21 protein-coding genes and 1 tRNA gene are annotated in these 23757 nt (G+C 68.0%); 15 read left to right on the top strand and 7 right to left on the bottom strand.

Features of this window, described 5'->3' with window-relative positions; translation table 11 throughout:
* Window positions 1-70: 70 nt before the first annotated feature.
* Complete coding sequence (locus tag KHC24_RS10640; RefSeq protein WP_309299313.1) at window positions 71-862, bottom strand: DUF3750 domain-containing protein; 792 nt, start codon at window positions 860-862, stop codon at window positions 71-73.
* A 108-nt stretch (window positions 863-970) separates the two neighbouring features.
* On the opposite strand from KHC24_RS10640, the gene KHC24_RS10635 reads away from it, so the two are divergent.
* From KHC24_RS10635 to KHC24_RS10600, 8 genes are all read left to right on the top strand, one after another.
* Entirely contained in the window at window positions 971-2305 is a 1335-nt protein-coding gene (locus KHC24_RS10635; RefSeq protein ID WP_213363225.1) for an Nramp family divalent metal transporter, read from the top strand.
* Between the two features lie 114 nt (window positions 2306-2419).
* The gene (locus tag KHC24_RS10630; RefSeq protein WP_213363224.1) at window positions 2420-3805 is read left to right on the top strand and encodes a malonyl-CoA decarboxylase; all 1386 of its coding nucleotides are present in this window, start codon (window positions 2420-2422) and stop codon (window positions 3803-3805) included.
* 79 nt (window positions 3806-3884) lie between these two features.
* A complete protein-coding gene (locus KHC24_RS10625) occupies window positions 3885-5006 on the top strand; it encodes a sensor domain-containing diguanylate cyclase (protein WP_213363223.1) in 1122 nt (373 codons plus the stop codon).
* Window positions 5007-5064: 58 nt separating this feature from the next.
* Window positions 5065-6309, top strand: coding sequence for an SAM-dependent methyltransferase (locus tag KHC24_RS10620; RefSeq protein WP_213363305.1), 1245 nt, complete (start codon window positions 5065-5067; stop codon window positions 6307-6309).
* A 67-nt stretch (window positions 6310-6376) separates the two neighbouring features.
* Window positions 6377-6931: a biliverdin-producing heme oxygenase gene (locus tag KHC24_RS10615; RefSeq protein ID WP_213363222.1), complete on the top strand. Its 555-nt coding sequence runs from the start codon at window positions 6377-6379 to the stop codon at window positions 6929-6931.
* The gene (locus KHC24_RS10610; protein ID WP_213363221.1) at window positions 6918-9473 is read left to right on the top strand and encodes an HWE histidine kinase domain-containing protein; all 2556 of its coding nucleotides are present in this window, start codon (window positions 6918-6920) and stop codon (window positions 9471-9473) included. The genes KHC24_RS10615 and KHC24_RS10610 overlap by 14 nt, the downstream gene beginning before the upstream one ends.
* Before the next feature lie 347 nt (window positions 9474-9820).
* Window positions 9821-11389, top strand: coding sequence for a 2-isopropylmalate synthase (locus tag KHC24_RS10605; protein ID WP_213363220.1), 1569 nt, complete (start codon window positions 9821-9823; stop codon window positions 11387-11389).
* Between the two features lie 50 nt (window positions 11390-11439).
* The gene (locus KHC24_RS10600) at window positions 11440-11676 is read left to right on the top strand and encodes a hypothetical protein (RefSeq protein ID WP_246546593.1); all 237 of its coding nucleotides are present in this window, start codon (window positions 11440-11442) and stop codon (window positions 11674-11676) included.
* 252 nt (window positions 11677-11928) lie between these two features.
* On the opposite strand, the gene KHC24_RS10595 is transcribed toward KHC24_RS10600, so the two are convergent.
* Genes KHC24_RS10595 through KHC24_RS10585 form a run of 3 tightly spaced genes read right to left on the bottom strand, consistent with a single transcriptional unit; the run spans window position 11929 to window position 14781 of the window.
* Window positions 11929-13827, bottom strand: coding sequence for a DUF6600 domain-containing protein (locus KHC24_RS10595; protein ID WP_213363219.1), 1899 nt, complete (start codon window positions 13825-13827; stop codon window positions 11929-11931).
* A gap of 36 nt (window positions 13828-13863) precedes the next feature.
* Window positions 13864-14124: a hypothetical protein gene (locus tag KHC24_RS10590; protein ID WP_213363218.1), complete on the bottom strand. Its 261-nt coding sequence runs from the start codon at window positions 14122-14124 to the stop codon at window positions 13864-13866.
* A gap of 42 nt (window positions 14125-14166) precedes the next feature.
* Window positions 14167-14781, bottom strand: coding sequence for an alpha/beta hydrolase family protein (locus tag KHC24_RS10585; RefSeq protein WP_213363217.1), 615 nt, complete (start codon window positions 14779-14781; stop codon window positions 14167-14169).
* Between the two features lie 161 nt (window positions 14782-14942).
* Here KHC24_RS10585 and KHC24_RS25045 point away from each other — a divergent pair, with 161 nt between their 5' ends.
* Complete coding sequence (locus KHC24_RS25045; protein WP_246546592.1) at window positions 14943-15668, top strand: DUF930 domain-containing protein; 726 nt, start codon at window positions 14943-14945, stop codon at window positions 15666-15668.
* A gap of 3 nt (window positions 15669-15671) precedes the next feature.
* Here the strand turns inward: KHC24_RS25045 and KHC24_RS10575 are convergent, their stop codons facing one another.
* Genes KHC24_RS10575 through pabB form a run of 3 tightly spaced genes read right to left on the bottom strand, consistent with a single transcriptional unit; the run spans window position 15672 to window position 18521 of the window.
* Window positions 15672-16481 (bottom strand): aminotransferase class IV, encoded by an 810-nt coding sequence (locus tag KHC24_RS10575; protein ID WP_213363216.1) that lies wholly within the window; start codon window positions 16479-16481, stop codon window positions 15672-15674.
* Window positions 16478-17062, bottom strand: a complete 585-nt coding sequence (locus tag KHC24_RS10570) for an anthranilate synthase component II (RefSeq protein ID WP_213363215.1) — start codon at window positions 17060-17062, stop codon at window positions 16478-16480. The genes KHC24_RS10575 and KHC24_RS10570 overlap by 4 nt, the downstream gene beginning before the upstream one ends.
* 46 nt (window positions 17063-17108) lie before the next feature.
* Entirely contained in the window at window positions 17109-18521 is a 1413-nt protein-coding gene (gene pabB, locus KHC24_RS10565) for an aminodeoxychorismate synthase component I (RefSeq protein WP_213363214.1), read from the bottom strand.
* Window positions 18522-18760: 239 nt separating this feature from the next.
* Between pabB and KHC24_RS10560 the strand changes: the two genes are divergently transcribed.
* The 6 genes from KHC24_RS10560 to KHC24_RS10535 all read left to right on the top strand — a co-directional run bounded on the left by KHC24_RS10560 (window position 18761) and on the right by KHC24_RS10535 (window position 23709).
* Entirely contained in the window at window positions 18761-19744 is a 984-nt protein-coding gene (locus tag KHC24_RS10560) for a tripartite tricarboxylate transporter substrate binding protein BugD (protein WP_213363213.1), read from the top strand.
* 136 nt (window positions 19745-19880) lie between these two features.
* A complete protein-coding gene (locus KHC24_RS10555) occupies window positions 19881-20324 on the top strand; it encodes a tripartite tricarboxylate transporter TctB family protein (RefSeq protein WP_246546591.1) in 444 nt (147 codons plus the stop codon).
* A 15-nt stretch (window positions 20325-20339) separates the two neighbouring features.
* Window positions 20340-21839 (top strand): tripartite tricarboxylate transporter permease, encoded by a 1500-nt coding sequence (locus KHC24_RS10550; protein WP_213363211.1) that lies wholly within the window; start codon window positions 20340-20342, stop codon window positions 21837-21839.
* Window positions 21840-21929: 90 nt separating this feature from the next.
* Window positions 21930-22005, top strand: a tRNA-Lys gene (locus KHC24_RS10545).
* Between the two features lie 439 nt (window positions 22006-22444).
* Window positions 22445-22717, top strand: coding sequence for a hypothetical protein (locus tag KHC24_RS10540; protein ID WP_213363210.1), 273 nt, complete (start codon window positions 22445-22447; stop codon window positions 22715-22717).
* A gap of 26 nt (window positions 22718-22743) precedes the next feature.
* A complete protein-coding gene (locus tag KHC24_RS10535; RefSeq protein WP_213363209.1) occupies window positions 22744-23709 on the top strand; it encodes a transglutaminase family protein in 966 nt (321 codons plus the stop codon).
* Window positions 23710-23757: the final 48 nt, after the last annotated feature.

The following is a 23757-nucleotide window of genomic DNA, read 5'->3' as shown; positions in this document are numbered from 1 at the left end:
CGGGCGCCGGTGCTGCCGGCGTCCGCTTCTTCCCGACCGGCGGCCTGCGCCCGGTCGATGACATCCCGTGCTACAGCCCGATCCGCCCGAATCCCGGCAGCTTGATGCCCGGCTGGCGCAGGTCTAGCCCGGCCACCGCGCCCAGCACGTTGATCTCCACGCCTTCCACCCAGGCCAGCGTCAGCCCGGCATAGCCGCCGAGGCTCGCGGTCACGCCGGTGCGCGAGGGCGCCCAATCGAGCCACTGGCCATCGACCGGAAAGTCCTTGCCGATGGCGGTGGAGGGCAGGACGGCCTGCAATTCCGGCACCTGCCGCACCACATGGGCGATGAAGGTGTTGGAGTTCGGCCCCGGCCAGATCACATAATCGCCCATGCCGGCAAATGGATAGTCGGCGATCGCCGCCTTCACCTTCGGGATCAGCGCCGCCGCTGCCGTGCCGGTGGTCTCGGCCACCAGTTCGGGCGTGTTGCCGTACCATTTGCCGTCCGGCGGAAAGCGATTATGGCGAATGGGCACGCCGGAATAGCCCATCACATCGTAGCGCTGATAGGCGGCCGCGCCGGCCTCCTTGTACACCACCCAGCAATGCACCGCGAAAATGCTGCGCCAGCCGCCGACCGGGGCGCAATAGATGCGCACCATCGCTTCCGGCATTTGCGGGGCGGCGGGCAGGGTGCCGGTGCTCGACCAGTCGGCGGAGCGCCAGCCGATCGAGAGATCGGAGGTCTGCCATGTCACCAGCGCATGCGCGGCGAGCGGCAGGGCGAAGAACAGCAGGAGGCCGAGGCGGACGAAGCGGGTGGCGCGCAGCATGGCGCACAATGTGCGCGGACCGGCGGCAAAATCCAGAGCCTGCAAGGCCGCTGGCGAAATCGTGTTCGCACGATGCCGCGCATCGGCCCGGTTGACAGGGTTGCGAATGAATCGCATTTTTCTTGCGACTGAGTTGCAAGAGCGGATGAAATCATGTTGGACAGCCTTTCCTCGGGCGGGTGGCGGCGCGAACGCGGGGATCCCGCCCTGTCGGAGGTGCATGGCTCCATCGCGGTGCCCAAGCGGGCAGGTCTGCGCCGCGTGCTCGCCTTCATCGGGCCGGGCTATCTGGTCGCCACCGGCTACATGGATCCGGGCAACTGGGCGACCTCGCTCGCCGGCGGCTCCAAGTTCGGCTACAGCCTGCTCACCGTGGCGCTGCTTTCCAATATGATCGCCATCCTGCTGCAGGCTCTGTGCTCGCGGCTCGGTGTCGCCTCGGGTCGCGACCTCGCCCAGGCCTGCCGCGACGCATTTCCCCGTCCGGTCGCCTTCGTGTTGTGGATCCTCGCTGAGGCGGCCATCTGTGCCACCGATCTTGCTGAGGTGATTGGTACCGCCATCGGCCTCAACCTGCTGTTCGGCCTGCCGCTGGAAATCGGCGTGATCCTCACCGCGCTCGACGTGTTCCTGATCCTGTGGCTGCAGAATCTCGGCTTCCGCTGGGTGGAGGCGATGGTGATCGGCATGCTGGCGGTCATCGCCGTCTGCTTCGGCGTGCAGATCGCGCTTGCCGATCCGAACTGGGGCGAGGTGATCCGCGGCTTCGCGCCCACCACCGAAATCGTGCGCAACCCGCAGATGCTGTATCTCGCGCTCGGCATCCTCGGCGCCACGGTGATGCCGCACAATCTCTACCTGCACTCGGCCATCGTGCAGACCCGCCGGCACGATGGCACGCTGGAGGGCAAGCGCGAGGCGATCAAATACGCCACCTGGGATTCCACCTTTGCGCTGATGTTCGCGCTCACCATCAACGCCTCGATCCTCATCCTCGCCGCTTCCGCCTTCCATGCCGGCGGCGCGGGGGAGGTGGCCGATCTCGGCAAGGCGCATGAATTGCTGAACCCGCTGCTCGGCAGCGCGCTTGCGCCGACGCTGTTCGCCGTCGCGCTTTTGTGCTGCGGCCTCAATTCGACGGTGACGGCGACCATTGCCGGCCAGGCGGTGATGGAGGGCTTCCTCAATTTCCGCCTCGCGCCCTGGCTGCGGCGGCTGATCACCCGCACCATCGCCATCGTGCCGGCCTCCATCGTCACCATCGCCTATGGCGAGCAGGGCGCCGGCTCGCTGCTGATCCTCAGCCAGGTGGTGCTCAGCCTGCAATTGCCCTTCGCCATCGTGCCGCTGATCATGTTCACCGCCGATCGGCACAAGATGGGCACGCTGGTGGCGCCGCGCTGGCAGACCGTGCTGGCGATACTGGCGGCGACACTGATCATCACGCTCAACATGAAGCTGCTGTTCGACTTCGTGACGGGCTCGTGATCGCGCCTCGTCAAAAGGCCGTCTTGCGCCCGCCGCGGCGTGAGCGTCTCATGGAATCCTGATAGGGTGGCCCCGTCGCCTCCGGGCGACGCGGGAGGGCCCCGTGGGGGAGCCATGAACGATACGACCAGTTTTTTCGGTGACCTGCTCGGCACCATCGCCGAGCGCGGGCGCGCACTGCTGGACCTCGGGCGCGAGCGCCGCCCGGCCGGCGCGGTGCGGGCGGCCAGCGTGGTCTCCCTGTGCGAGCAGTTGCTTTCCGGGCGCGGCGAGGCGTCGGGGGTGGCGCTCGCCAGCGAAATCCTGATCGCCTATGGCGCGCTCAAGAGCGGGGAGCGCATCGCCTTCTTCGAGGCGCTGGCCGGTACCTTCGGCCCCAATGCGGCGCGGCTGGAAAAGGCCGTCGCCGCCTATGCCGCCAAGCCTTCCGCCGCCACGGCGAGCGAACTGCATCAGGCGAGCGAGCCGCGGCGGCAGGAACTCATTCGCCGGCTGAATCTGGCGCCCGGCGCCACGGCACGCCTGGTCGGCATGCGGGCCGATCTGCTCGCCAGCCTGGCGCGCCGCCGCGACCTCGCCGAGGTCGACCGCGACTTCACCCATCTCTTCGCGTCCTGGTTCAATCGGGGGTTTCTCGTGCTGCGCCGGATCGACTGGTCGACGCCCGCCAACGTGCTCGAAAAGATCATCCGCTATGAGGCGGTGCATGAGATCCGCGACTGGAACGACCTGCGCGCCCGCGTCGACAGCCCGGACCGGCGCTGCTACGCCTTCTTCCATCCCACCCTGGTCGACGAGCCGCTGATCTTCGTCGAGGTGGCGCTGACGAAGGACATCCCGGCGGGGATCGCGCCGGTGCTGGCCGAGAAGCGTGCCCATCTCGATCCCGCCAAGGCCAGCGTGGCGGTGTTCTATTCCATCTCCAACACCCAGGCCGGGCTCGGTGGGGTGAGCTTCGGCAATTTCCTCATCAAGCAGGTGGTGGAGGAAATCTCGCGCGAGTTGCCGAACCTCAAGACCTTCGTCACCCTGTCGCCGGTGCCGACCTTCCGCGCCTGGCTGGAGGCGGAGCGCGCGTCGCCGTCCTCCGCCGTGCTCACCGCCGATGACCGGGCCGCGCTCGCGGCGCTCGATGCGCCGGGGCTGACGGAGGACGAGGCGCGGCTGACGGCGCTGCGGCCGGTGCTCGCGGCGCTCGCCGCGCATTATTTCCTGATCGTCCGCTCGCCAAAGGGGCGCCCGCTCGATCCGGTGGCGCGCTTCCATCTCGGCAATGGTGCGCGGCTGGAACGCATCAACCCGTTCGGCGACCTGTCGGCGAAGGGGATCCAGCAGGCCGCCGGGCTGATGGTGAACTACCGCTATCTCACCGAGGATATCGAGGCCAATCACGAGGCGTTCTTCGCCAGGGGCCAGATCGTGGCGAGCCCGGCGGTGCGTAAGTCGCTGCGCGCCGAGACCCAGCAGAAGGCGCTGGCGGTGCGGGAGACGGCGAGCTAGCGTCGGCGGCCGGCTCGTTTGTCAACGCAGCGAATTCCCGCTAGAGAATCGTGAATATCCTGCGGACGTCGGATCGACGATGCTGAAGCAACAAGATTCGCCACCGGTGGATGAAGGTGCGGTTCTGCTTGCAGAGTTGCGCCGCAGTCTCGGCACATGCGCCGAAGCGGGCTCCGAGCGGCTTCTGCTGCGGCTGGAGAGGCTGCTGGCCGAGCGCGCCCGCCACCTGCACGATTGCGACGCCGCTTTGGCGCGTTATCGCAAGATGTATGAACGTTCCTCGGCCCTGGCCAAGATCGGGGTGTGGGAATGCGACCTCGCCACCGAGGAACTGAGCTGGACCGATGGTGTCTACGACATATTCGGCCTGCCGCGCGGCTGCCGGGTCAGCCGCGAGACGGTGTTGGCGCTCTATGCCGACGAATCGCGGCAGGAGATGGAGCGCCTCAGGGAGAAAGCGATCCGCGAGGCCGGCAGCTTCACCCTCGACATAAGGGTGCGCAACCTGGATGGCGCGCCGCGCTGGGTCCGGCTTTCCGCCGATGTCGAATGCGAGAACGGGCGCCCGGTTCGGATTTTCGGCACCAAGCAGGACATCACGCTCGAGAAGGAGCTGTGGAACCGCATGCGGGCTCTGGCCGAATGCGATTCGCTGACGGGCGTCGCCAACCGCAAGGTTTTCGAAGAGCGCCTGGCCGCGTCGCTCGCGGCGGGGGCGGGACAGGAGGCGTTGGCGGCGCTGGTGCTGGTGGATGTCGACGGCTTCAAGCACGTCAACGACACCCTCGGTCACGCGGCCGGCGACGAGTGCCTGCGGCAGACCGCGCGGCGGCTGGAGGCGGCCTTCGGTGCCGACAGCTTGACGGCGCGGATCGGCGGCGACGAGTTCGCGGTGCTGGCGTTCGGCACCGGCGATGTCGAGCGCATCGAGAGCCTGGCCGCCGAGGCGATCGCCCGCCTGAGCCAGCCGGTCGCGTGGATGGGGCAGGCCCTCACCGTCACCGCCTCGATCGGCATCGCTGCGGCCACGGAGCTGGGCATCGGTCCGGCCCAATTGTTCACCCAGGCCGATCACGCTCTTTACGCTGCGAAAGCGGCGGGCAGGAACACCTTTCGCCGGTTTGCCGCCCTAGGCCCTGCGCCGGCGCATCGGCGTGCGAACCGGCAGCTCGACATTGACCTGACAGGCGAGCTCCCTTGACAGGCCCGGGCTGCCCATGCCCGATGCCGCCAGTTTTCTCCGTCGGGTCGCCTCGCGCATGTTCCTGCTTCCGCATCTCCTCAAGCGTTTCGTTGAAAAGGGCCGGCTCGTCGTCATCGACGAGAAGGGCACCCAGCACAGTTTCGGCTCGGGGAAGGACGGTCCCAGCGTCACCATGCGGCTGCATGACGGCAAGCTCGACCGCGAGCTGTTCCTCAATCCCGAGCTGGTGATGGCCGAGGCCTATATGGATGGCCGGCTCAGCTTCGAGAGCGGTTCGACCCTCTACGACTTCCTCTATCTGTTCTCGATCAACCGCCGCGGCCTCGCCGCCCATCCGGTGCAGCAGGCGATGCGCCGCTCCTGGCGGGCGCTGAAGCGCTGGCACCAGGCCAATGCGCTCGGCAAGGCGGCGAAGAACGCCCAGAGCCACTACGACAATCCGCCGGAGTTCTACCGGCTGTGGCTCGACAGCCAGATGATCTATTCCTGCGCCTATTTCCCGACGCCCGAGACGTCGCTGGAAGAGGCGCAGCAGGCCAAGCTCCGGCACATCGCCGCCAAGCTGCAACTGCGGCCCGGCATGCGGGTGGCGGAGATCGGCTCCGGCTGGGGGGCGCTCGCCATCTATCTGGCGCAGCAGGGCGCGCACGTCACCGCGATCAACGTCGCCACCGAGCAGCTCGCCGAATCGAAGAAGCGCGCCGCGGAGGCGGGCGTGCTCGACCGCATCACCTTCTTCGAGCGCGACTACCGCGAATTGACCGGCACCTATGACCGCGTGGTGTCGGTCGGCATGATGGAGCATGTCGGCGTCAATCATTTCGACGACTACTTCAACACGGTGAAGCGCCTGCTGGTGCCCGGCGGCTATGCGATGATCCACGCCATCGGCCGCATGTCGCCGCCCGGCTCCACTGCGCCGTTCATCCGCAAATACATCTTCCCCGGCGGCTATGTGCCGGCGATGTCGGAAGTGTTCGCCTCGCTGGAGCGCACCAGCATGTGGGTGGGCGACTGCGAGATGCTGCGCCTGCACTATTACTGGACCATCCGCCACTGGCGGCTGAACTTCGAGGCGAAGCGTCCCGAGGTGGTGGCGATGATGGGCGAGCGCTTCGCCCGCATGTGGGAGTTCTATCTCGTCGCCGTCGAGCTCGGCTTCCTCAACGGCTCGAACATGGTCTATCAGCTGTTGCTGGCCAATGAGCGCGATGCGGTGCCGGTAATCCGCGACTTCATCACCGATGACGAGCGCGCGCTGGCGAGGGCGGAGGTTTTGCCGGCGGCAGGGAACCCCTGAACGGCTGAGGCGTTCTCGTCGGTACCTCACCCCGGGCCGTCCCGCCCGCCTCACATTGCGTTTGCCGATGCTTCATGAATCCCGGCGGCACAGACTGCGCGCCCTGACCACAGACGCCCATGCCGAGTTCGACGCCAGCGTGGGCGGCTTCGAAGCGGCGGTCGATTATGTCCGCTACCTCAAGGGACAATACGTGTTCCGCCACGCCATCGAGGCGGGGCTCGCCCGGGTGGCGTGGCCGGCGGCCTTTGACGATTGGCGCTTCCGGCCGCTGGCGCCGCTGCTGAGTGCCGATCTCGCCGATCTCGGCATCGCGCCGCCGCCGGTGCCGCCGGCCTTTCCGGTGGCGCCGCCTGATCTGCTCGGCGTGCTGTATGTGCTCGAAGGCTCCACTCTCGGCGCCCGCGTGCTGCACCGGCGGGCGGCCGACATCGGCTTTGATGGCCGGTTCGGTGCCCGCCATCTCGCCGCGCAGGCGGAGGATCGCGACAGCTGGCCGGCGCTCCTCGCCATTATCGAGGCCTTCGAGCCGTTCGAGATGGAGCGCACGGTGAATGCCGCGCTCGCTGCCTTCGCGGCCGCCGGTGCCGCCTTCGAAAGGCCGCTCGATGTCGTCGCCTGAGGTGGTCGATCTTACCAATTGCGATCGCGAACCGATCCACATTCCCGGGAGTACTCAGCCGAATGGCTGTCTGGTGGTCAGTGCGCTGGAGGACGGCCGGCTGTTGCGCTGGTCGTCCAATGCGCCGGCCTTCCTCGCCTCCGGCGAGGCGATGCAGGGGCGTCGGCTCGACGAACTGGTCGGCGAGGATGCCGCCGCGCGCATCGGCGCCGTGCTGGCCGATACGCGGGAAGGGATGCCGCCGCGGCTGATGTTCGGTGTTGCGACCGCGTCCGGCGCGCGTTTCGACATTGCCGTGCACCGTTCCGGCGGTGCCGGCGTGATCGAGTTCGAGCGGCATTCCGACGAGCGCGGGCCGGCGCTCGACATCGCCCGCACAATGATCGCCCGGATCGCCAGCGAAATTTCGGTCGACGATCTGCTGACGCAGACCCCGCGCGTGGTGCGCGAGGCGCTCGGCTATGACCGGGTGATGGTCTATCGCTTCGCGCAGGACGGCGCCGGGCAGGTGGTTGGCGAGGCCAGGGCGGAGGAACTGGAGAGCTTTCTCGGCCAGTGGTTTCCGGCGAGCGATATCCCCCAGCAGGCGCGCGAGCTCTACAAGCGCAACACTATCCGCGTCATCGGCGATGCGGGGGGCGAGCGCTGCGGCCTGGTGCCGGAGCATGACGATCACGGCCGGCCGCTCGACCTGTCGCACGCGCATCTGCGCTCGGTGTCGCCGATCCATCTCGAATATCTGCGCAATATGGGGGTGGCCGCCTCCATGTCGATCTCGGTGCTGGTCGAGGGCGCGCTCTGGGGGCTGATCGCCTGCCATCACTACGCACCGCGTGTCCTGCCGATGGCGGAGCGCGCGGCAGCGGAGATGTTCGGCGCCTTCTTCGCTCTGCACCTGCACACGCTGAAGCAGAAGCGCACGCTGGAAGTCGCCACCGCCGCGCGTGGCGCGCTCGACCGTTTCCTGCGCCTTGCCTCGCATCATGACGATGTCGGCGAGCTGCTGCGCGCCAACATCGAGGAGTTCGCCGCGCTGATGCCCTGCGACGGCGTCGGCCTGTGGCTCGGCGGCGAGTGGACCGCGCATGGTTCGGCCCCGCCCGCCCCGGCGGTGCCGGAGCTGGCGGCCTTTATCGGTTCGCAGGCGCAGGGCCGGGTATGGTCCAGCGACTCGCTGGTCGAGCTCTGGCCGCCGGCGGAAGCGTTCTGGGAATCGGCGGTCGGCGTGCTGGCCTTGCCGCTGTCGCAGTTGCCGCGCGACTATCTGTTGTTCTTCCGCCGCGAGATCGTGCAGACCCTCGCCTGGGCCGGCCGGCCGGAAAAGCACTACGAGACCGGGCCGCATGGCGACCGGCTCACGCCGCGCAAGAGCTTCGCGATCTGGAAGGAGACGGTGCGCCGTCGCGCCAGCCCGTGGACCGATGCGGACCGCGAGATCGCCGAGGCGGCGCGCTCCGCCCTGGTCGAGATCGTGCTGCGCCACAATGAGCTGATGGCGGAGGAGCGCGAAAAGGCCGATACCCGCCAGCGCCTGCTCAATGAGGAGCTGAACCACCGGGTGAAGAACATTCTCGCGGTGATCAAGTCGCTGGTGGAGCATTCTGTCCAGGACGGGCGCACCGTGCAGGACTATGTCGCCTCGCTGCGCGGGCGCATCCAGGCGCTGGCTCTGGCGCATGACCAGGTGGTGCGCGGTGCCGGCGGCGGCTCGCTCGTCGATCTGCTCCGTGCCGAACTCTCGCCCTATGAGGGCGCCGCCACCCGCACCACCTTGAGCGGGCCGATGATCTGGCTCGACGCCCGCGCCTTCTCGGTCATGGCGCTGGTGCTGCACGAGCTGTCCACCAACGCGGCGAAATATGGCGCCCTGTCGCGCCCCGGCGGCCATGTCGAGGTACGCTGGAGCGCCGATGCCGCGGGCGACTGCGAGATCCTCTGGCGCGAGAGCGGCGGTCCGCCGGTCGCCCGACCCGGACGCAGCGGCTTCGGCACCGCCCTGATCGAGCGCAGCATTCCCTATGATCTCGGCGGCGAGAGCGAGATGCATTACGAGGCGAGCGGCTTCACCGCCCGGCTGAAGTTGCCGGCCCGCCACATCGCGACCGGCGAAGTCGGCGCGAACGAGTGGACCGACGGTTCGGTCGCGGCGGCGGAACCGGTTTCCCTTGCCGACGCTACGGTGCTGCTGGTCGAGGACCAGATGATCATCGCCATGGACGTCGAGTTCATGATGAACGATGCCGGCATCACCCGGATCACCACCGCCGCCTCGGCCGCCGATGCGCTGCGCAAGCTGAAGGACGCCACGCCGGACATTGCGGTGCTCGACGTCAATCTCGGCTCCGGCACCTCGGCGCCGGTGGCGGAGGAACTGGGGCGGCGCGGCGTGCCCTTCGTGTTCGCCACCGGCTATGGCGACCGCTCGATGATCCCGCCGGACAGCGGCCATGCCCGCGTCCTCGCCAAGCCCTATGACCGCGACACGCTGATCGCGGCATTGCGCGAGCTCTACGGCGCCAGGGGCGCGTCGTCCTCCCGGTGAGCCACGCGACGGCACGGGCAGGAGCGGGGGCGCAGGCGGGAAACCGAGAGGGCTTGCCAGCCCCGGCCTGTTTCCATTATGACGAAGCTCAAGAGCAACCTCGCGAGAGCCGAGCCGTGACGACTTCGTCCGCCCGCTGCACTTCCGCGACCCCGACCGCCAAGCGGTTTGCGGGGAACGCTCTGATTCTGTCCGGCCTGCTTCTTCTTAGCCGCCCCTGAGGGCCGGCCGGGCTGCGTGCCTGGGCGCTCAGGGGATGACGCCCGAACCGCCTCGACACCGAAATTCCGAGCCGCCGCTGTGACCCCAAGGGGCCGCCGGCTCGCGCGTCCAGAAGGAAGAACGCCATGTCCGATATCGCCCACGATCGCGTCGTCATCTTCGACACCACGCTGCGCGACGGCGAGCAGTGCCCCGGCGCCTCGATGACCTTCGAGGAGAAGCTGGAGGTTGCCGATCTGCTCGACGAGATGGGCGTCGATGTCATCGAGGCCGGCTTCCCCATCGCCTCGAATGGCGATTTCGACTCCGTCGCCGAGATCGCCCGCCGCACCCGGCGCGCGGTGATCGCCGGCCTCGCCCGCGCCATTCCCGCCGATATCGCCCGCGCCGGCGAGGCGGTGAAGTCGGCGCAGCGCCCGCGCATCCACACCTTCGTCTCCACCTCGCCGATCCATCTGGAGCACCAGATGCGCAAGACGCAGGAGCAGGTGATCGACATCATCTCCGGCACGGTGACGCAGGCGCGCAACCTGGTCGACGACGTGGAATGGTCGGCGATGGACGCCACCCGCACCCCGATCGACTATCTGTCCCGCTGCGTCGAGACCGCGATCAAGGCCGGCGCCACCACCATCAACCTGCCCGACACCGTGGGGTATGCGACGCCTTCTGAATATGAAGCGATGTTCCGGCGGGTGCGCGCCTACATCCAGGACCGCGTGGCGAACCCCGAGCGCATCGTGTTCTCCGCCCATTGCCATGACGATCTCGGCCTGGCGGTGGCCAACTCGCTGGCGGCCTTGGCCGGCGGCGCGCGGCAGATCGAGTGCACCATCAACGGCCTCGGCGAGCGTGCCGGCAACGCGGCGCTGGAGGAGGTGGTCATGGCCATCCGCACCCGCCGCGACGTATTGCCCTTCGAGACCGGCATCGATGCCGGCATGCTGACGCGTGCCTCCAAGATGGTGTCGGCCGTCACCTCGTTCCCGGTGCAGTACAACAAGGCGATCGTCGGCCGGAACGCCTTCGCGCATGAGAGCGGCATCCACCAGGACGGCATGCTGAAGAACAACACCACCTACGAGATCATGACGCCGGAAAGCGTCGGCGTTTCCAAGACCTCGCTGGTGATGGGCAAGCATTCCGGCCGCGCCGCCTTCCGCGACAAGCTGAAGGCGCTGGGCTACGAGCTGGGCGAGAACGCGCTGAACGACGCCTTCACCCGCTTCAAGGATTTGGCCGACCGCAAGAAGGTGGTCTATGACGAGGACATCGAGGCGCTGGTCGATCAGGGCATCGCGGTGGCGCATGACCGGATGAAGCTGGTCTCGCTGTCGGTGATCGCCGGCAGCCACGGCCCGCAGCGCGCCACCATGAAGATGGAAGTCGACGGCCGGGTCACCACCGAGGAGGTGGAAGGCAACGGCCCGGTCGATGCCACCTTCAACTGCATCAAGGCGATCGTGCCGCACTCGGCCAAGCTGGCGCTCTATCAGGTGCACGCCGTCACCGAGGGCACCGACGCGCAGGCCGAGGTGTCGGTGCGGCTGGAGGATGGCGACAAGGCGGTCACCGGCCGCGGCTCCGATCCCGATACGCTGGTTGCCTCGGCGCAGGCCTATATCATCGCGCTCAACAAGCTGCAGGCGAAGCGCCAGAGCCTGAACGCGCAGGCCAGCCCGGCGGCGGAATGAGATGCGGGGGGCGCAGGGCACCCGCCCCGCGCCCCCTGTCGAAGGTTGCGATGACACCGCTGTCCGATGCCGATCCCGCGCGCTTTGGCAGCGTGCGTTTCGTCCTCACCGAGATGGACGAGACGCTCACTTTTCGCCGCCGCCTCGCCGCGCGCACCTACGACGCGCTGGAGCGCCTCCAGTCCGCCGGCGTCGCTGTGACCCCGGCGGCGCCGGCTTCGTCGAGGCTGCCGACGCGGTCATCAGCGGCAGGGCGGCGTAACATGCGCGAGCCGTCCCCGTCCTGAAAGCTCTGCTGTTCCATCGAGAGGTGGCCCGAGACGCGTCGGCGACACCGGCGTCCTGTCCACCTCTTATGGCGCCCTGCTTGGCCTTCGCCGGCAACCGGACGCGCACGGCCCGTCCGGGCCGGCAAGTCTCGGGAATGCCCGGCACACGACGGCGAGCGAGCGCCCCGCTCCGTCTTTGACCGAACGCTGGCCGAAGGGGCGCTCGACGCCGGGGCATAGGGAAGGGCGGGCTGGAGGCCCCAGCCATCCCTATTCGTTGGGCTGCGGCAGCTTGCGTTGCGGTTTGCCGTCACCGCCTCCACCGCCACCCTGCTGCTGCGGCGGCCCGCGCCGCTGCTCCTGCTGCTGGCGCTGCTGATCGGCTTGCTGGCGCCGCTGCTCCATCTGCTGCCGACGCTGGTCCTGCTGCTGTTGGCGCTGCTGGTCGCCCTGTTGGCGGCGTTGTTCCATCTGCTGCCGGCGCTGGTCCTGCTGCTGCCTCTGTTGGTCAGCCTGCTGACGCCGCTGCTCCATCTGCTGGCGGCGCTGGTCCTGTTGCTGCCTCTGTTGGTCAGCCTGCTGGCGGCGCTGCTCCATCTGCTGGCGTTGCCGGTCCTGTTGCTGCCTCTGCTGATCGGCCTGCTGGCGGCGCTGCTCCATCTGCTGGCGTTGCCGGTCCTGTTGCTGGCGCTGCTGGTCGGCCTGTTGGCGACGCTGCTCCATCTGCTGGCGTTGCCGGTCCTGCTGCTGGCGCTGCTGGTCGGCCTGCTGGCGACGTTGCTCCATCTGCTGGCGCTGCTGGTCCTGTTGCTGGCGCTGCCGGTCCTGCTCGGCGCGCCGGCGTTCGATTTCCTGCTGCTGGTTGCCGCGCGCAGCGTCCGGCCGCGGGTCCGGCGGCATGCCGGGGCGCGGCGCGGGACCGGCACCCGGTGGCACGCCGGGCCGGGCACCGGGGGGCATGCCGGGGCGGGCGCCGGGCGCGGCATCGGGACGTGCGTTCACCCGCTCCGCCCGCGCGCGCTGCTCGGCGCGGATGCGATCCACCTGCTGGCGGCGCTGCTCCACCGACTGCCGCCGCTCGCGCTCCAGCGTGTCGGCGCGCGAATCCGCCTCGCGGCGCAGTTCGCGGATCCGGTCGGCGCGCTCGCGCTCGATCCGGTCGATATCGCGGCGATAGCCGTCGGGATCGCCATAGCGGCGCTGGCGCAGTTCGCGCCGCTGCTCCGGCTCCAGCGCTCCCAGCAGTGCCGCCGAGGGCGCGTACAGGCCGGGCTGGCCGCGGTAGTTACGACCTTCGCGGACATATTGCCGGATCAGCGGCCGGCGGTCGGGATCGATGCGACGCTCATAGCGGGGCGGCGGCGCCAGCCGGTCGCCGAAGGCGATGAACGGGGCGAAGATGCCCAGCCGGCCGGCGTCGTAGAACAATTCATCCTGGCGATCGACATAGACCACCTCGCGCGAGACGATGCGCTCGCGGATCGGCGGCCCGTAGACGTCGGCTCCGAAGCCGCGATTGACGTAGTAGCCGTCGTCCCAGCTCGGCTCGTAATAGTCCGGCGCCGCCTCCAGATAGAGGCCGATGGCGGGGATCGGCGCGACATAGGGCGAGAGATCCTCCTCGCCCATGTAGCGATCCTCGACGAACACCCAGCTCTCGGCGACCGGCGCGCTGTATTGGGCGGCGCGTCCCACGGCATAGCCGGGGCGCTCCGGCGCGATCGGCGCCCAGCCTGTGCGCCCGCCGCCCCGGCGCCAGGTCACCCAGGCCGGCGCCCAGGTGTCGCCCGGCACCCAGAACCAGCCATAGGCCGGGTCATAGCCCCAGCGGCCGTAATGATAGGTGGCCCAGCCGAAGGGCTCGTAGGATTCCCAGTACCAACCATAGGCATCGGTCCAAACCCAGCGCCCTTCCTGATAGGGGCGCCAGCCCGGGGCGACATTGGAGGGGATGAACACGTACTGGTAGTCGGGATGCTCGACCCACGAGCCGTAATCGCCAAGCTGGTCATAGAACACATTGACGTCGAGGCTCGCTCCGCCGGGTGGCGGTCCAGCCGGCGCGGCGGCCGGCGGGGGCGTCTGGGCGATAGCCGGCAGCACGGCGGCGGTGGAGAGCAAGCTCGCGGCCAGGCCCATGGCGAGTATAGGGCGGCTGAGACGAAGCATGTTGGTACCTCGTAAAGTCGGTCTTCAAGGTACGTTTCAACGCTGACCGATCGAAAAGGTTTCAGATGAGAAAGAAGTATTTACGTTCTCCGTGGGGATGTGCTTGTTGTCATGAAGATCATGTCGAAAACATGTCTGTATAATAATTCGACAGGTCGCGGCGCTCGCCGCATTTCGCTGCGTCGAAAAGCCGGAGATTAAAAAAGTTGGGCATGAAGGCGGTGCGTCGGCCTTGTCGAAGATCGCCTGGGCGACGCAGAAGCCCGCCGCCGCACCCGCCAGCACCGCGCCTGCCATGGCGAGTGCGCGCGGGGAGCCCGCTTGTCGGGGCAAGCCGGCCTACTGGTTGGTCAGCTCGTTCAGCTGGGTGAGGATGAGCTGGTGGAACTGGTCGAGGCGGTCGATGGTCTCATGGTCGACGCCCGGCGCACCTGACAGGTCGAAGTTCTGCAGATTGCCGCGATAGTCCGGCAGCGCCCGCACCGGGGTGCCGAAGCCGTCACGGGCCCAGACATTGACGAAGTTCGCCACATTGTCCGGCACCGGGCGGGGCTGGGTGGCGTCGAAGGTGACCGCCAGATAGATCGGGATGCCGCGTCGCTGCAGCCCGTCGGCGACGCTGAACACCGCGTTGGCGCCCAGCGAGTGACCGATCACCACCACGGTGCTCGGGCGATCGACGCTATAGCGTTGCGCGGCCAGCGCGAGCACCTGCTGCCACTGGTCCCACGGGTAGATTTCGGCGCTGTATCCGCTCGTTCGCAGCTTGCCGGCGAGATCGTCCATGCCCTGCGAGAACACGCCGAACAGGCCGCGCATCAGATAGACGCGGGTATCCGCGCGATCCGGCACCGTCGACGTCTTGGGGCGTAAATGCGCGCTCGCGGCGGTGGTCGCCGAGGCCAGCAGCAATATCGACGCGACGGACAGAACGATGCGGCGCCACGGATGCACGGCGAGCCTCCAGAATCATGTCGGGCGACCCCAATGTCGGCGAAGCCCGACGCCAGGCCAACTCCCATCCGGGCCTCGCCGACGGCGCGCGCCATAATGCTGCCCGCCGGATCGGGAATGGCTGGCGCTCCATCGGAGATTCGCAGCATGGCGCTGCCTGCATGACGTCTGCCCCGAGCGTCGAGCTGAGCGCGCTGGATGCGCTGCGCCCGCGCCCCCCGGTGCGGCGCGGCGGTGTCGCGGCGCGGCTCGCCGGTGCGCTGGCGCTGCATCTGGTGGCGCTCGCGGCTGCGCTGCTGGTCGGCGCCGCGCCGTTCGTCGATCTGCAGGAGGGGCCGGCGGTGGAGACCGAGGTGATCAGCGCCCGCGATTTCGATGCCCAGCGTGGCATCGCGCCGGCGCCCACCGATCCGTCGCTCGCCGCCGCGCCGGAGGCGGTGCCGGGCACGCCGCCCGCCGGGCCGACGCTGCCGCCAGCCGCCGCGCCGGCGAAGCCCGACGACATGATCCGCCCCACCCGCATGCTGTCGGCGCAGGCGCTGGCCGATCCGCGCAGCCGGGCAACGCGCCGCGCCCTTGCCACGCTGGCGGAGGAGGAGCGCATCGCCCAGCTCTGCGACCTCGAGGCGATGGAGCAGATCCATGCCTGGCGACCCAGCTACCAGCCCGACCGTCTGGTCGATTATGCTCGCGCCGACACCCGCATGCGCGGCAACAGCCTGATCGCCGGCGGCGGCGCCTTTCGCAGCGGCCTGAAATGGTACGAGGTGTCGTTCTCCTGTGAGCTCGATGGCAGCCTGCGCCAGGTGGTGGGCTTCGCCTTCAAGGTCGGCGCGCCGATCCCACGCCAGGACTGGACCGCGCTGGCCCTGCCGGCGGTGCACTGAACCTCAGTGCAGCGTCAGCGCCACGCCGCATTCGGCGGCGACGCGCCGCCCCAGTTCGTCCATCAGCGCCTCGATGACGGCGGAGCCGGCCGCCAGCGGGGCGCCGTCCAGCGCCGTCGCCGGGCGCAGCAAGCGCACGCTGTTGCTGAGGAACACCGCCTCGGCGCCGCCGAGCTCGGCCGGCGCCAGCGGGCGCTCTTCCACCGCGAGGCCGAGCTCGGGAGCGATGTCGCACACCAGCCCCCGCACGATGCCCGGCAGGCAGCCCTCGGTGAGGCCGGGCGTCACCAGCCGCCCGCCGATCACCGCGAAGACATTGGTGATAGTGGTGCAGGCGACCCGTCCGCGGGTGTTCAGCAGCAGCGCGTCGTCGACCCCGGCCTGCGCCGCCTCGCGGGCGGCGAGGATGGCATCGAGATAGCCGATCGCCTTGAGATTGGCGGTCGGCGAGAATTCGTTGCGCCGGCCGCTGGCGGTGACGAGGCGGGCCTTCTGCCCGAGCAGCGCCGGGCTCCACGGTGCCGCCGTCACCACGACGGTCGGCTCGCCGACGCTGGCCGGCCAGAGGCCGCGGGCGGTGGTGCCGCGCGTCACCGTGGTGCGCAGTATGGTGGGCGCCGGCGTCAGCGCCGCATCGAGTGCCTTTTCGATTCGCGTGCGCGCCACCGCGATGCCGATGGCGGCGCACGCCGAAAGCAGCCGCTCGACATGCCGCGCGCGGGCGAACACCGTGCCGCCCAGCGCCAATGCGGTGTCGAACACCCCGTCGCCGAGCGTGAAGCCGCGATCCTCGACGCTGACGCTGGCGGTCATGCCGCGACCTTGACGCCCGCCAGCGTCAGGAAGTTCTCCATCAGCCGGTAGCCATGCTCGGTCAGCACCGATTCCGGGTGGAACTGCACGCCATAGGTCGGGTGCGCGCGGTGCGTGAGCCCCATGATCTCGCCGTCGTCGCTCCAGGCGGTGGCCGTGAGCGGCCCGGCCGGATCGAGCTCCACCGCCAGCGAATGATAGCGCCCGGCGGCGAAGGGGGAGGGCAGCCCAGCGAACACGTCGGTGCCGAGATGGCGGATGGCGGAAGGCCGCCCGTGCATCGGCTGCTTCGCGCCCACCACCCGGCCGCCCAGTGCCTGGGCGATGCATTGGTGGCCGAGGCAGATGCCGAGGATCGGCACTTTGCCGGAAAGCTGCCGGATCGCCGCCAGCGACACCCCGGCCTCGTTGGGTGCGCAGGGGCCGGGCGAGATCACCAGCGCCGCGAGATCGGCGCGTGCGGCCAGCGTCTCGGCGTCCACCGCGTCGTTGCGCAGCACCTCCACCTCGGCGCCGAGCTCGACGAGATAGCGGGCCACGTTGAAGGCGAAGCTGTCGTAATTGTCGATCAGGACGATCATGCCATCGCTCCCAACGTCAGCGCTCCCAACCTAATCGCTCCCAACGTCATCGCTCTTCCTGCCGGAAGGCGCGGAAGATGCGCTCGGCCTTGGTCAGGCTCTCGCGATATTCCGCCGCCGGATCGGAGAGCAGGGTGATGCCGCCGCCGACGCCGAAGCTGGCCACGCCATCCTCCAGCGTCACGGTGCGGATGGCGATGTTGAGATCGGCGGTGCCGTCGAAGCCGAGATAGCCGATGGCGCCGCAATAGACCCCGCGCGGCACGCCTTCCAGTTCGCGGATGATCTCCATGGCGCGGATCTTCGGCGCCCCGGTGATCGAGCCCCCGGGGAAGGAGGCGGCAATCAGGTCGAGTCCGTCGCGGCCCGGCTTCAGCGTGCCGGTCACCACCGAGACGAGATGGTGCACATTGGCGTAGGTCTCCAGCCCGCACAGCCGCGGCACCTTCACCGTGCCGGGCCGGCACACCCGCGAGAGATCGTTGCGCAGCAGGTCGACGATCATCACGTTCTCGGCGCGGTCCTTCTCGCTGGCCACCAGCTCGCGGCCGCGAAAAGCGTCGAGCGTCGGCTCCACCGAGCGCGGCAGCGTGCCCTTGATCGGCCGGGTCTCCACCTCCAGCCTGCCGGCGACCGCCCGCAGGGTCAGGAACCGTTCCGGCGAGGAGGAGGCGACGGCGCGGCCCTCGCTGAGGATCAGCGCCGCGAAGGTGGCCGGATTGGCGTTGCGCAGCCGCTCATAGACGGCGAGCGGGTCGGCCGCCCCGACCTGCGCGCGAAACTGCTGGGTGAAATTCGCCTGGAAGATGTCGCCGGCGCGGATATAGGCGATCACCCTTGCCACCGCCGCCTCGTAGCGCGCGGCATCGAAATTCGACGTCCACTCGACGGCCGGCAACTCGGTATCGAGCGCCGGCAGCGGCGCGGCGAGTGCCGCGCTCATCTGCGCCATGCGGGCGCGGGCGCGGGCAAGCCGGGCCTGCGGCTCGGTCTCCGGCCAGCCGGTGGAAATCAGAAAGGCGCGCCGGCCGACGATGTCGAAGGCCAGCACCACGTCGTAGAAGCCGAGGTCGATTTCCGGCCCCTCGCCGGGCTCGGGCTGCGGTGTCGGGAAACGGTCGAACAGCCGGCCGGCCTCATAGGCGAAGGTGCCGATGGCGCCGCCCTGGAACGGCGCGTCGCAGGGCAGGGGGCCCTGGGCGTAGAGCGCCAGCCGGCGGCGCAGCGCTTCGAGGGGCGTGCCGTCCTCGGCGGCGTCGTTCCAGAAGGCGGTGCCGCCGGTGACGCGAAAGCGGCCGAACGGATCCGCCGCCACGAAGGACCAGCGCCCCAACTGCGGATGCGCCATGGCGCTGTCGAGAAAGGCGAGCCCGTCAAAGCGCGCCGCCAGCCGCCGGGCGGCGTGCCACGGATCGGCATGGTCGATCGAAACGACGAGCGGGGGCGGCTCCTGAATCATGCACGGAATATGGGACCAAGCCAGCCGACTTCCTAGCCAGCGCGCGCAGGGAAGGCCCATTGGTCGCAATTGGCGTGCTGATGCATCAGTATTGCAAACATATTGAGGTTAGGTCGAAAAGGCAGCTTGACGGTGAGGCGGTCGAATGCTCGCCTAGCCACAACCAAAAAGGCGCCGCCGAGCCGGCCGGCGCTGGAAACAACAATCGACCCAATGATCGCTTCTGGAGGAACGCCCGCATGAAATGGAAAACAGTCGCCGCCGGATTCGCGGCTCTCGCGTTCGGACTGGTGCCGCTGGCCGGTGCCAAGGCGCAGGACTATCCGACCCGCGCCATCTCGATGATCGTGCCGTTCGCGGCCGGCGGTCCGACCGACACCGTCGCCCGGCTGATCGCCGAATCCATGTCGCGCAGCCTCGGCCAGCAGATCGTGGTGGAAAATGTCGGCGGTGCCGGCGGCACCCGCGGCGCCGGCCAGGTCGCCAAGGCGACGCCGGACGGCTACACCATCCTCCTGCACCATATCGGCCAGGCGACCTCGGCGACGCTGTATCGCAAGCTGCCCTACAACGTGCTGACCGACTTCGAGGAGGTCGGCCTCGTCACTGATGTGCCGATGACGATGATCGCCAAGGCGTCGCTGGAGCCGAAGGACATCGCCGCCCTTGTCGCCTATGTGAAGGAAAACAAGGACAAGGTGATCTACGGCAATGCCGGCGTCGGCTCCGCCTCACATCTGTGCGGCATGCTGTTCATGTCGGCGCTGGGCACCCCGATGACCACCGTGCCCTACCAGGGCACCGGGCCGGCGATGAACGACCTCGTCGGCGGCCAGATCGACCTGATGTGCGACCAGACCACCAACACCACCGGCCAGATCAAGGCCGGCAAGGTGAAGGCCTATGCGGTGACGACCAAGAACCGCCTCAAGGCGCTGCCCGACGTCCCCACCATGCAGGAAGGCGGGGTGAAGGATTTCGAGATCGCCGTGTGGCACGGCATGTACGCACCCAAGGGCACGCCGCCGGCGGTGGTCGCCAAGCTGAACGCCGCGCTGAAGCAGGCGTTGCAGGATCCCAAGGTGATTGCCCGCTTCGCCGATCTGGGCACCGAGCCGGTGTCGCAGGAGCGCGCCACGCCGGAGGTGCACAAGGCCTTCGTCGCCTCAGAGGTCGCCAAGTGGAAGCCGGTCATCGAGCAGGCCGGCATCTTCGCCGACTGATCCGGATTTCCTGACCCTCGTCTCCCCGTCCGTCCGCCTGCCCCTGGGGCAGGAGGCCGGACGGGTGTCGCCTTACATCATCGCGAGGTTCCGCATGGGTCGCTTTGTCCGAAGCCCGAAGGACGTCGTCACCGGGTTGCTGCTCATCTTCCTGGCCGCCTGGTTTGCCTGGCTCGGAGCCGATCTGCCGATCGGCCGGGCGATCCGGATGGGGCCGGGCTACTTCCCGCTGGTCCTGTGCGGAATTCTGGCCGCACTTGGCCTCATCGTACTTCTCACCGGCCTGGCTTTTCGCGGTGACGTGGAGGTCGACGAGGACGCCCGGCGGATCGCGATACCTTGGCAGGGGATGATTCTCATCACCGTCTCGGTGGTGCTCTTCGGTCTGGCGGTGCGTCCGCTCGGCCTCGGTCCGGCGATCGGGCTGGCGGTGTTCATCTCCTCCGCCGCCAGCCGCCGGTTCACCCTCGTCAGCGGAGCCGCCATGGCAGCGGTTATGGTCCTGTTCGCCTGGGCGGTGTTCGTCCATGGCCTCGGTCTGCCGCTTCCCATGCTCGGCCCTTGGCTGGGTGGCTATTGATCGGAGGCTAAGTCTATGGAAATATTCGATCATCTGGCCCTCGGCTTCTCGGTCGCCTTCACCTTCCAGAACCTGTTCTACTGTTTCCTCGGCGTTCTGCTCGGCACGCTGATCGGGGTGCTACCGGGCCTCGGTCCGGTTCCGACCATCGCCATGCTGCTGCCGATCACCTTCGGCTTGCCGCCAGTGGCGGCGCTCATCATGCTCTCGGGCATCTATTACGGCGCGCAGTATGGGGGCTCGACCACCGCCATCCTGATCAACCTGCCCGGCGAGAGCTCCTCGGTGGTCACCGCCATCGACGGCTATCAGATGGCGCGGCAGGGACGCGCAGGGGCGGCGCTCGCCACCGCAGCGCTCGGTTCCTTCTTCGCCGGCTCTGTCGCGACCTTCCTGCTTGCCGTCTTCGCCCCGCCGCTCGCCGACGTGGCGTTGAAATTCGGGCCGCCGGAATATTTTTCGCTGATGGTTCTGGGACTTGTGGCTTCGGTGTCGCTGGCCTCCGGCTCGGTGGTAAAGGCGCTGGCGATGGTGGTGCTCGGCATTCTGCTCGGGTTGTCGGGTCAGGACGTCTACACCGGCACTCCGCGCTTCACCTTCGACCTCATCGAACTCGCCGACGGTATCGAGTTCGTGGCGCTGGCCATGGGCCTGTTCGGCATGGTGGAAATCATCCGCAACCTCGAGGATGAGCACGGCCGTTCCGTGCTGGTGCAGAAGGTCAAGGGGCTGCTGCTGACCAAGGAGGACTTCAAGCGGATCATAGCGCCGGTGCTGCGTGGCACGGTGCTCGGCTCTTTCCTCGGCATCCTTCCGGGCGGCGGCGCCATGCTTTCCTCCTTCGCGGCCTATTCGATCGAGAAGCGGGTATCGAAATATCCGGAGCAGTTCGGCAAGGGAGCGATCGAGGGCGTTGCGGGGCCGGAAAGCGCCAACAATGCCGGTGCGCAGACGTCCTTCATCCCCATGCTGACGCTCGGCATTCCGTCCAATCCGGTGATGGCGCTGATGATCGGCGCCTTGATCATCCAGGGCATCGTGCCCGGCCCCAACGTGGTGAACGAGCAGCCGAATCTGTTCTGGGGGCTTATCGCCTCCATGTGGCTCGGCAATCTGATGCTGGTGATCCTGAACCTGCCGCTGATCGGCATGTGGGTACGGCTGCTCACGGTGCCGTACCACATCCTGTTCCCGCTGATCATCGGCTTCTGCTGCATCGGCGTCTACAGCGTGAACAACAACGTCTACGACGTCTATGCGATGGCGGCGTTCGGCGTGTTCGGCTACCTGCTCGTCAAGCTCGACTGCGAACCGGCGCCGCTGCTGCTCGGCTTCATCATCGGGCCGATGCTGGAGGAGTATCTGCGCCGTGCCATGCTGATCTCGCGCGGCGATCCGACGGTGTTCGTCACCCGTCCGCTCTCGGCGGTGATGCTGGCGATGGCGGTACTGGCTCTGGCGGTGGTGCTGCTGCCTTCTGTGCGTAAGAAGCGCGAAGAGGCATTTAAAGAGTGAAAAAGTACCCGGGCCGGTAGACAGGCCCGGGTAGCTTTGGTACACGACCGCCGCTCGCGAGTGAAACCTCCTCGTCGACGCACCCCGGTCGGGCGCATAGCTCAGTTGGTAGAGCAGCTGACTCTTAATCAGCGGGTCCAAGGTTCGAGTCCTTGTGCGCCCACCAACCGCAAGCCCTCCATGCCGCTTCGGTTGGCCTGACCCGGGATCCTCGCCGCCTGTCGGCATGTCAGCAGCCACACTGTTTTTGCGCGATAGGCGCGGGCTGCCCGTTCAGCTACCATGCGCGGCTTCTGAATTCCGTCGGCTCACATCTTGGGAGACCCAGCACATTCACGATACCGGGACGCTATGTGCCCGTTGCCTGCGTTGCGGGCGGCGGTCCATCCTCGGGCGCAGCGAGCAGTTGCAAGCGCTCCCAGACCCATCGGGTACGACGAGAACCCAGCTGCGCTGCGACATTTGCGGTGGCCGGCGCATCGAACTTTTCCATGCGCAAGGCCCGACGGAAGTCGTCGCGTTCATTTCCGGCCGCCGCTGAACGGCGAACCAAACATTGTCTCGCGCGTTGTGGCGTCGAATCTGTTCAGCACAGGAGAGCGGCGATGGCCAAGCCCGACACCTCGAACATAGCCGATGCCAGCGCGAAGAGGCGGCTCCCGCGCAATCCGCGTTCCCGTGCGGCTGCCGCCCGAGCCCCCCGGTCCTCCGAGGACGTGGTCTCGGCGCTGCCGGATATGGCGGTGCCAGACGATGTGATCCTCAATGCGCCGCCGCGTGAGCGTGCTGCCGGGCTGCCGGAGCGAAAATATTCCTTCAACGCATTGATCGCCGTCGGCATCACCGGTTTTCTGGTCGGTCGTTTGCTGTCACGCTGATCGCCGATCCGCAAGGAAGTGCCTGCATGCAAACTCTCACTGTGCGTCACGTCACGCACTACACCTATGCCAATCCGGTGGTGTTCCAGCCGCATCGCCTGATGCTGCGTCCCCGCGACAGCCACGACCTGCGTCTTGTCGGCGCCGAGTTGACGCTGTGGCCGCACGGCAATGTCCGCTGGATGCACGACGTGTTCGGCAATTCGGTCGCGGTGGTGGATTTTATCGAGCCGTCGAACGAATTGAAGGTCGAGAGTCTGCTGACCATCGAGCGCTACGGCATGGGCACGCCGAACTTCGAGGTGGAGGAGGGGGCGAAAATCTACCCCTTCGTCTATTCGACCGACGACCGCACCGATCTCGGCCGCATGCTCGAATGCCACTATCCCGATCCGAACGGCGAGCTGGAGGCCTGGGCCAAGAGCTTCATCGCCAGCCGGCCGACCGACACCATGGCGCTGCTGGCCGACATCAACGCCGGCATCCATACCGGTTTCGCCTATCAGGTGCGGCACGAGCAGGGCACTCAGCCACCGCTGGAGACGTTGCGGCTCGGTTCCGGATCGTGCCGGGATTTCGCGCTGTTGCTGATCGAGGCGGTGCGTTCGCTTGGCTTCGGTGCTCGTTTCGTTACCGGCTATCTGTATGATCCGGCACTCGACGGCGACAATGCCGGCATCGTCGGCGCCGGTGCCACCCATGCCTGGGCAGATATCTATCTGCCGGGCGCGGGCTGGATCGAGTTCGATCCCACCAACGGGTCGATTGCCGCGGACAACCTGATCCGCGTGGCGGTGACCCGCGACCCCGCCCAGGCGGTGCCGGTATCCGGCGGCTTTACCGGGCTGGTCGGTGATTATCTCGGGATGACCGTCGACGTGTCCGTGCGTTTGGTGCAACCGGACGCCGAGTCTGATCCATTGGTGTCCGAGGGGTCGGAGGCTCCGCCGTCGGAGCCTCAGGTGCCGCCGTCCGAGCCCGCTGCGGCCTGAACCATCACGCATCGTTCAATGGAGAAGGGCCGCTCTTCCGGGCGGCCC

This window comes from Ancylobacter defluvii (assembly GCF_018390605.1).
In the GTDB taxonomy this organism is placed as follows: domain Bacteria; phylum Pseudomonadota; class Alphaproteobacteria; order Rhizobiales; family Xanthobacteraceae; genus Ancylobacter; species Ancylobacter defluvii.
This window is presented reverse-complemented; position numbering and strand designations above follow the sequence as displayed.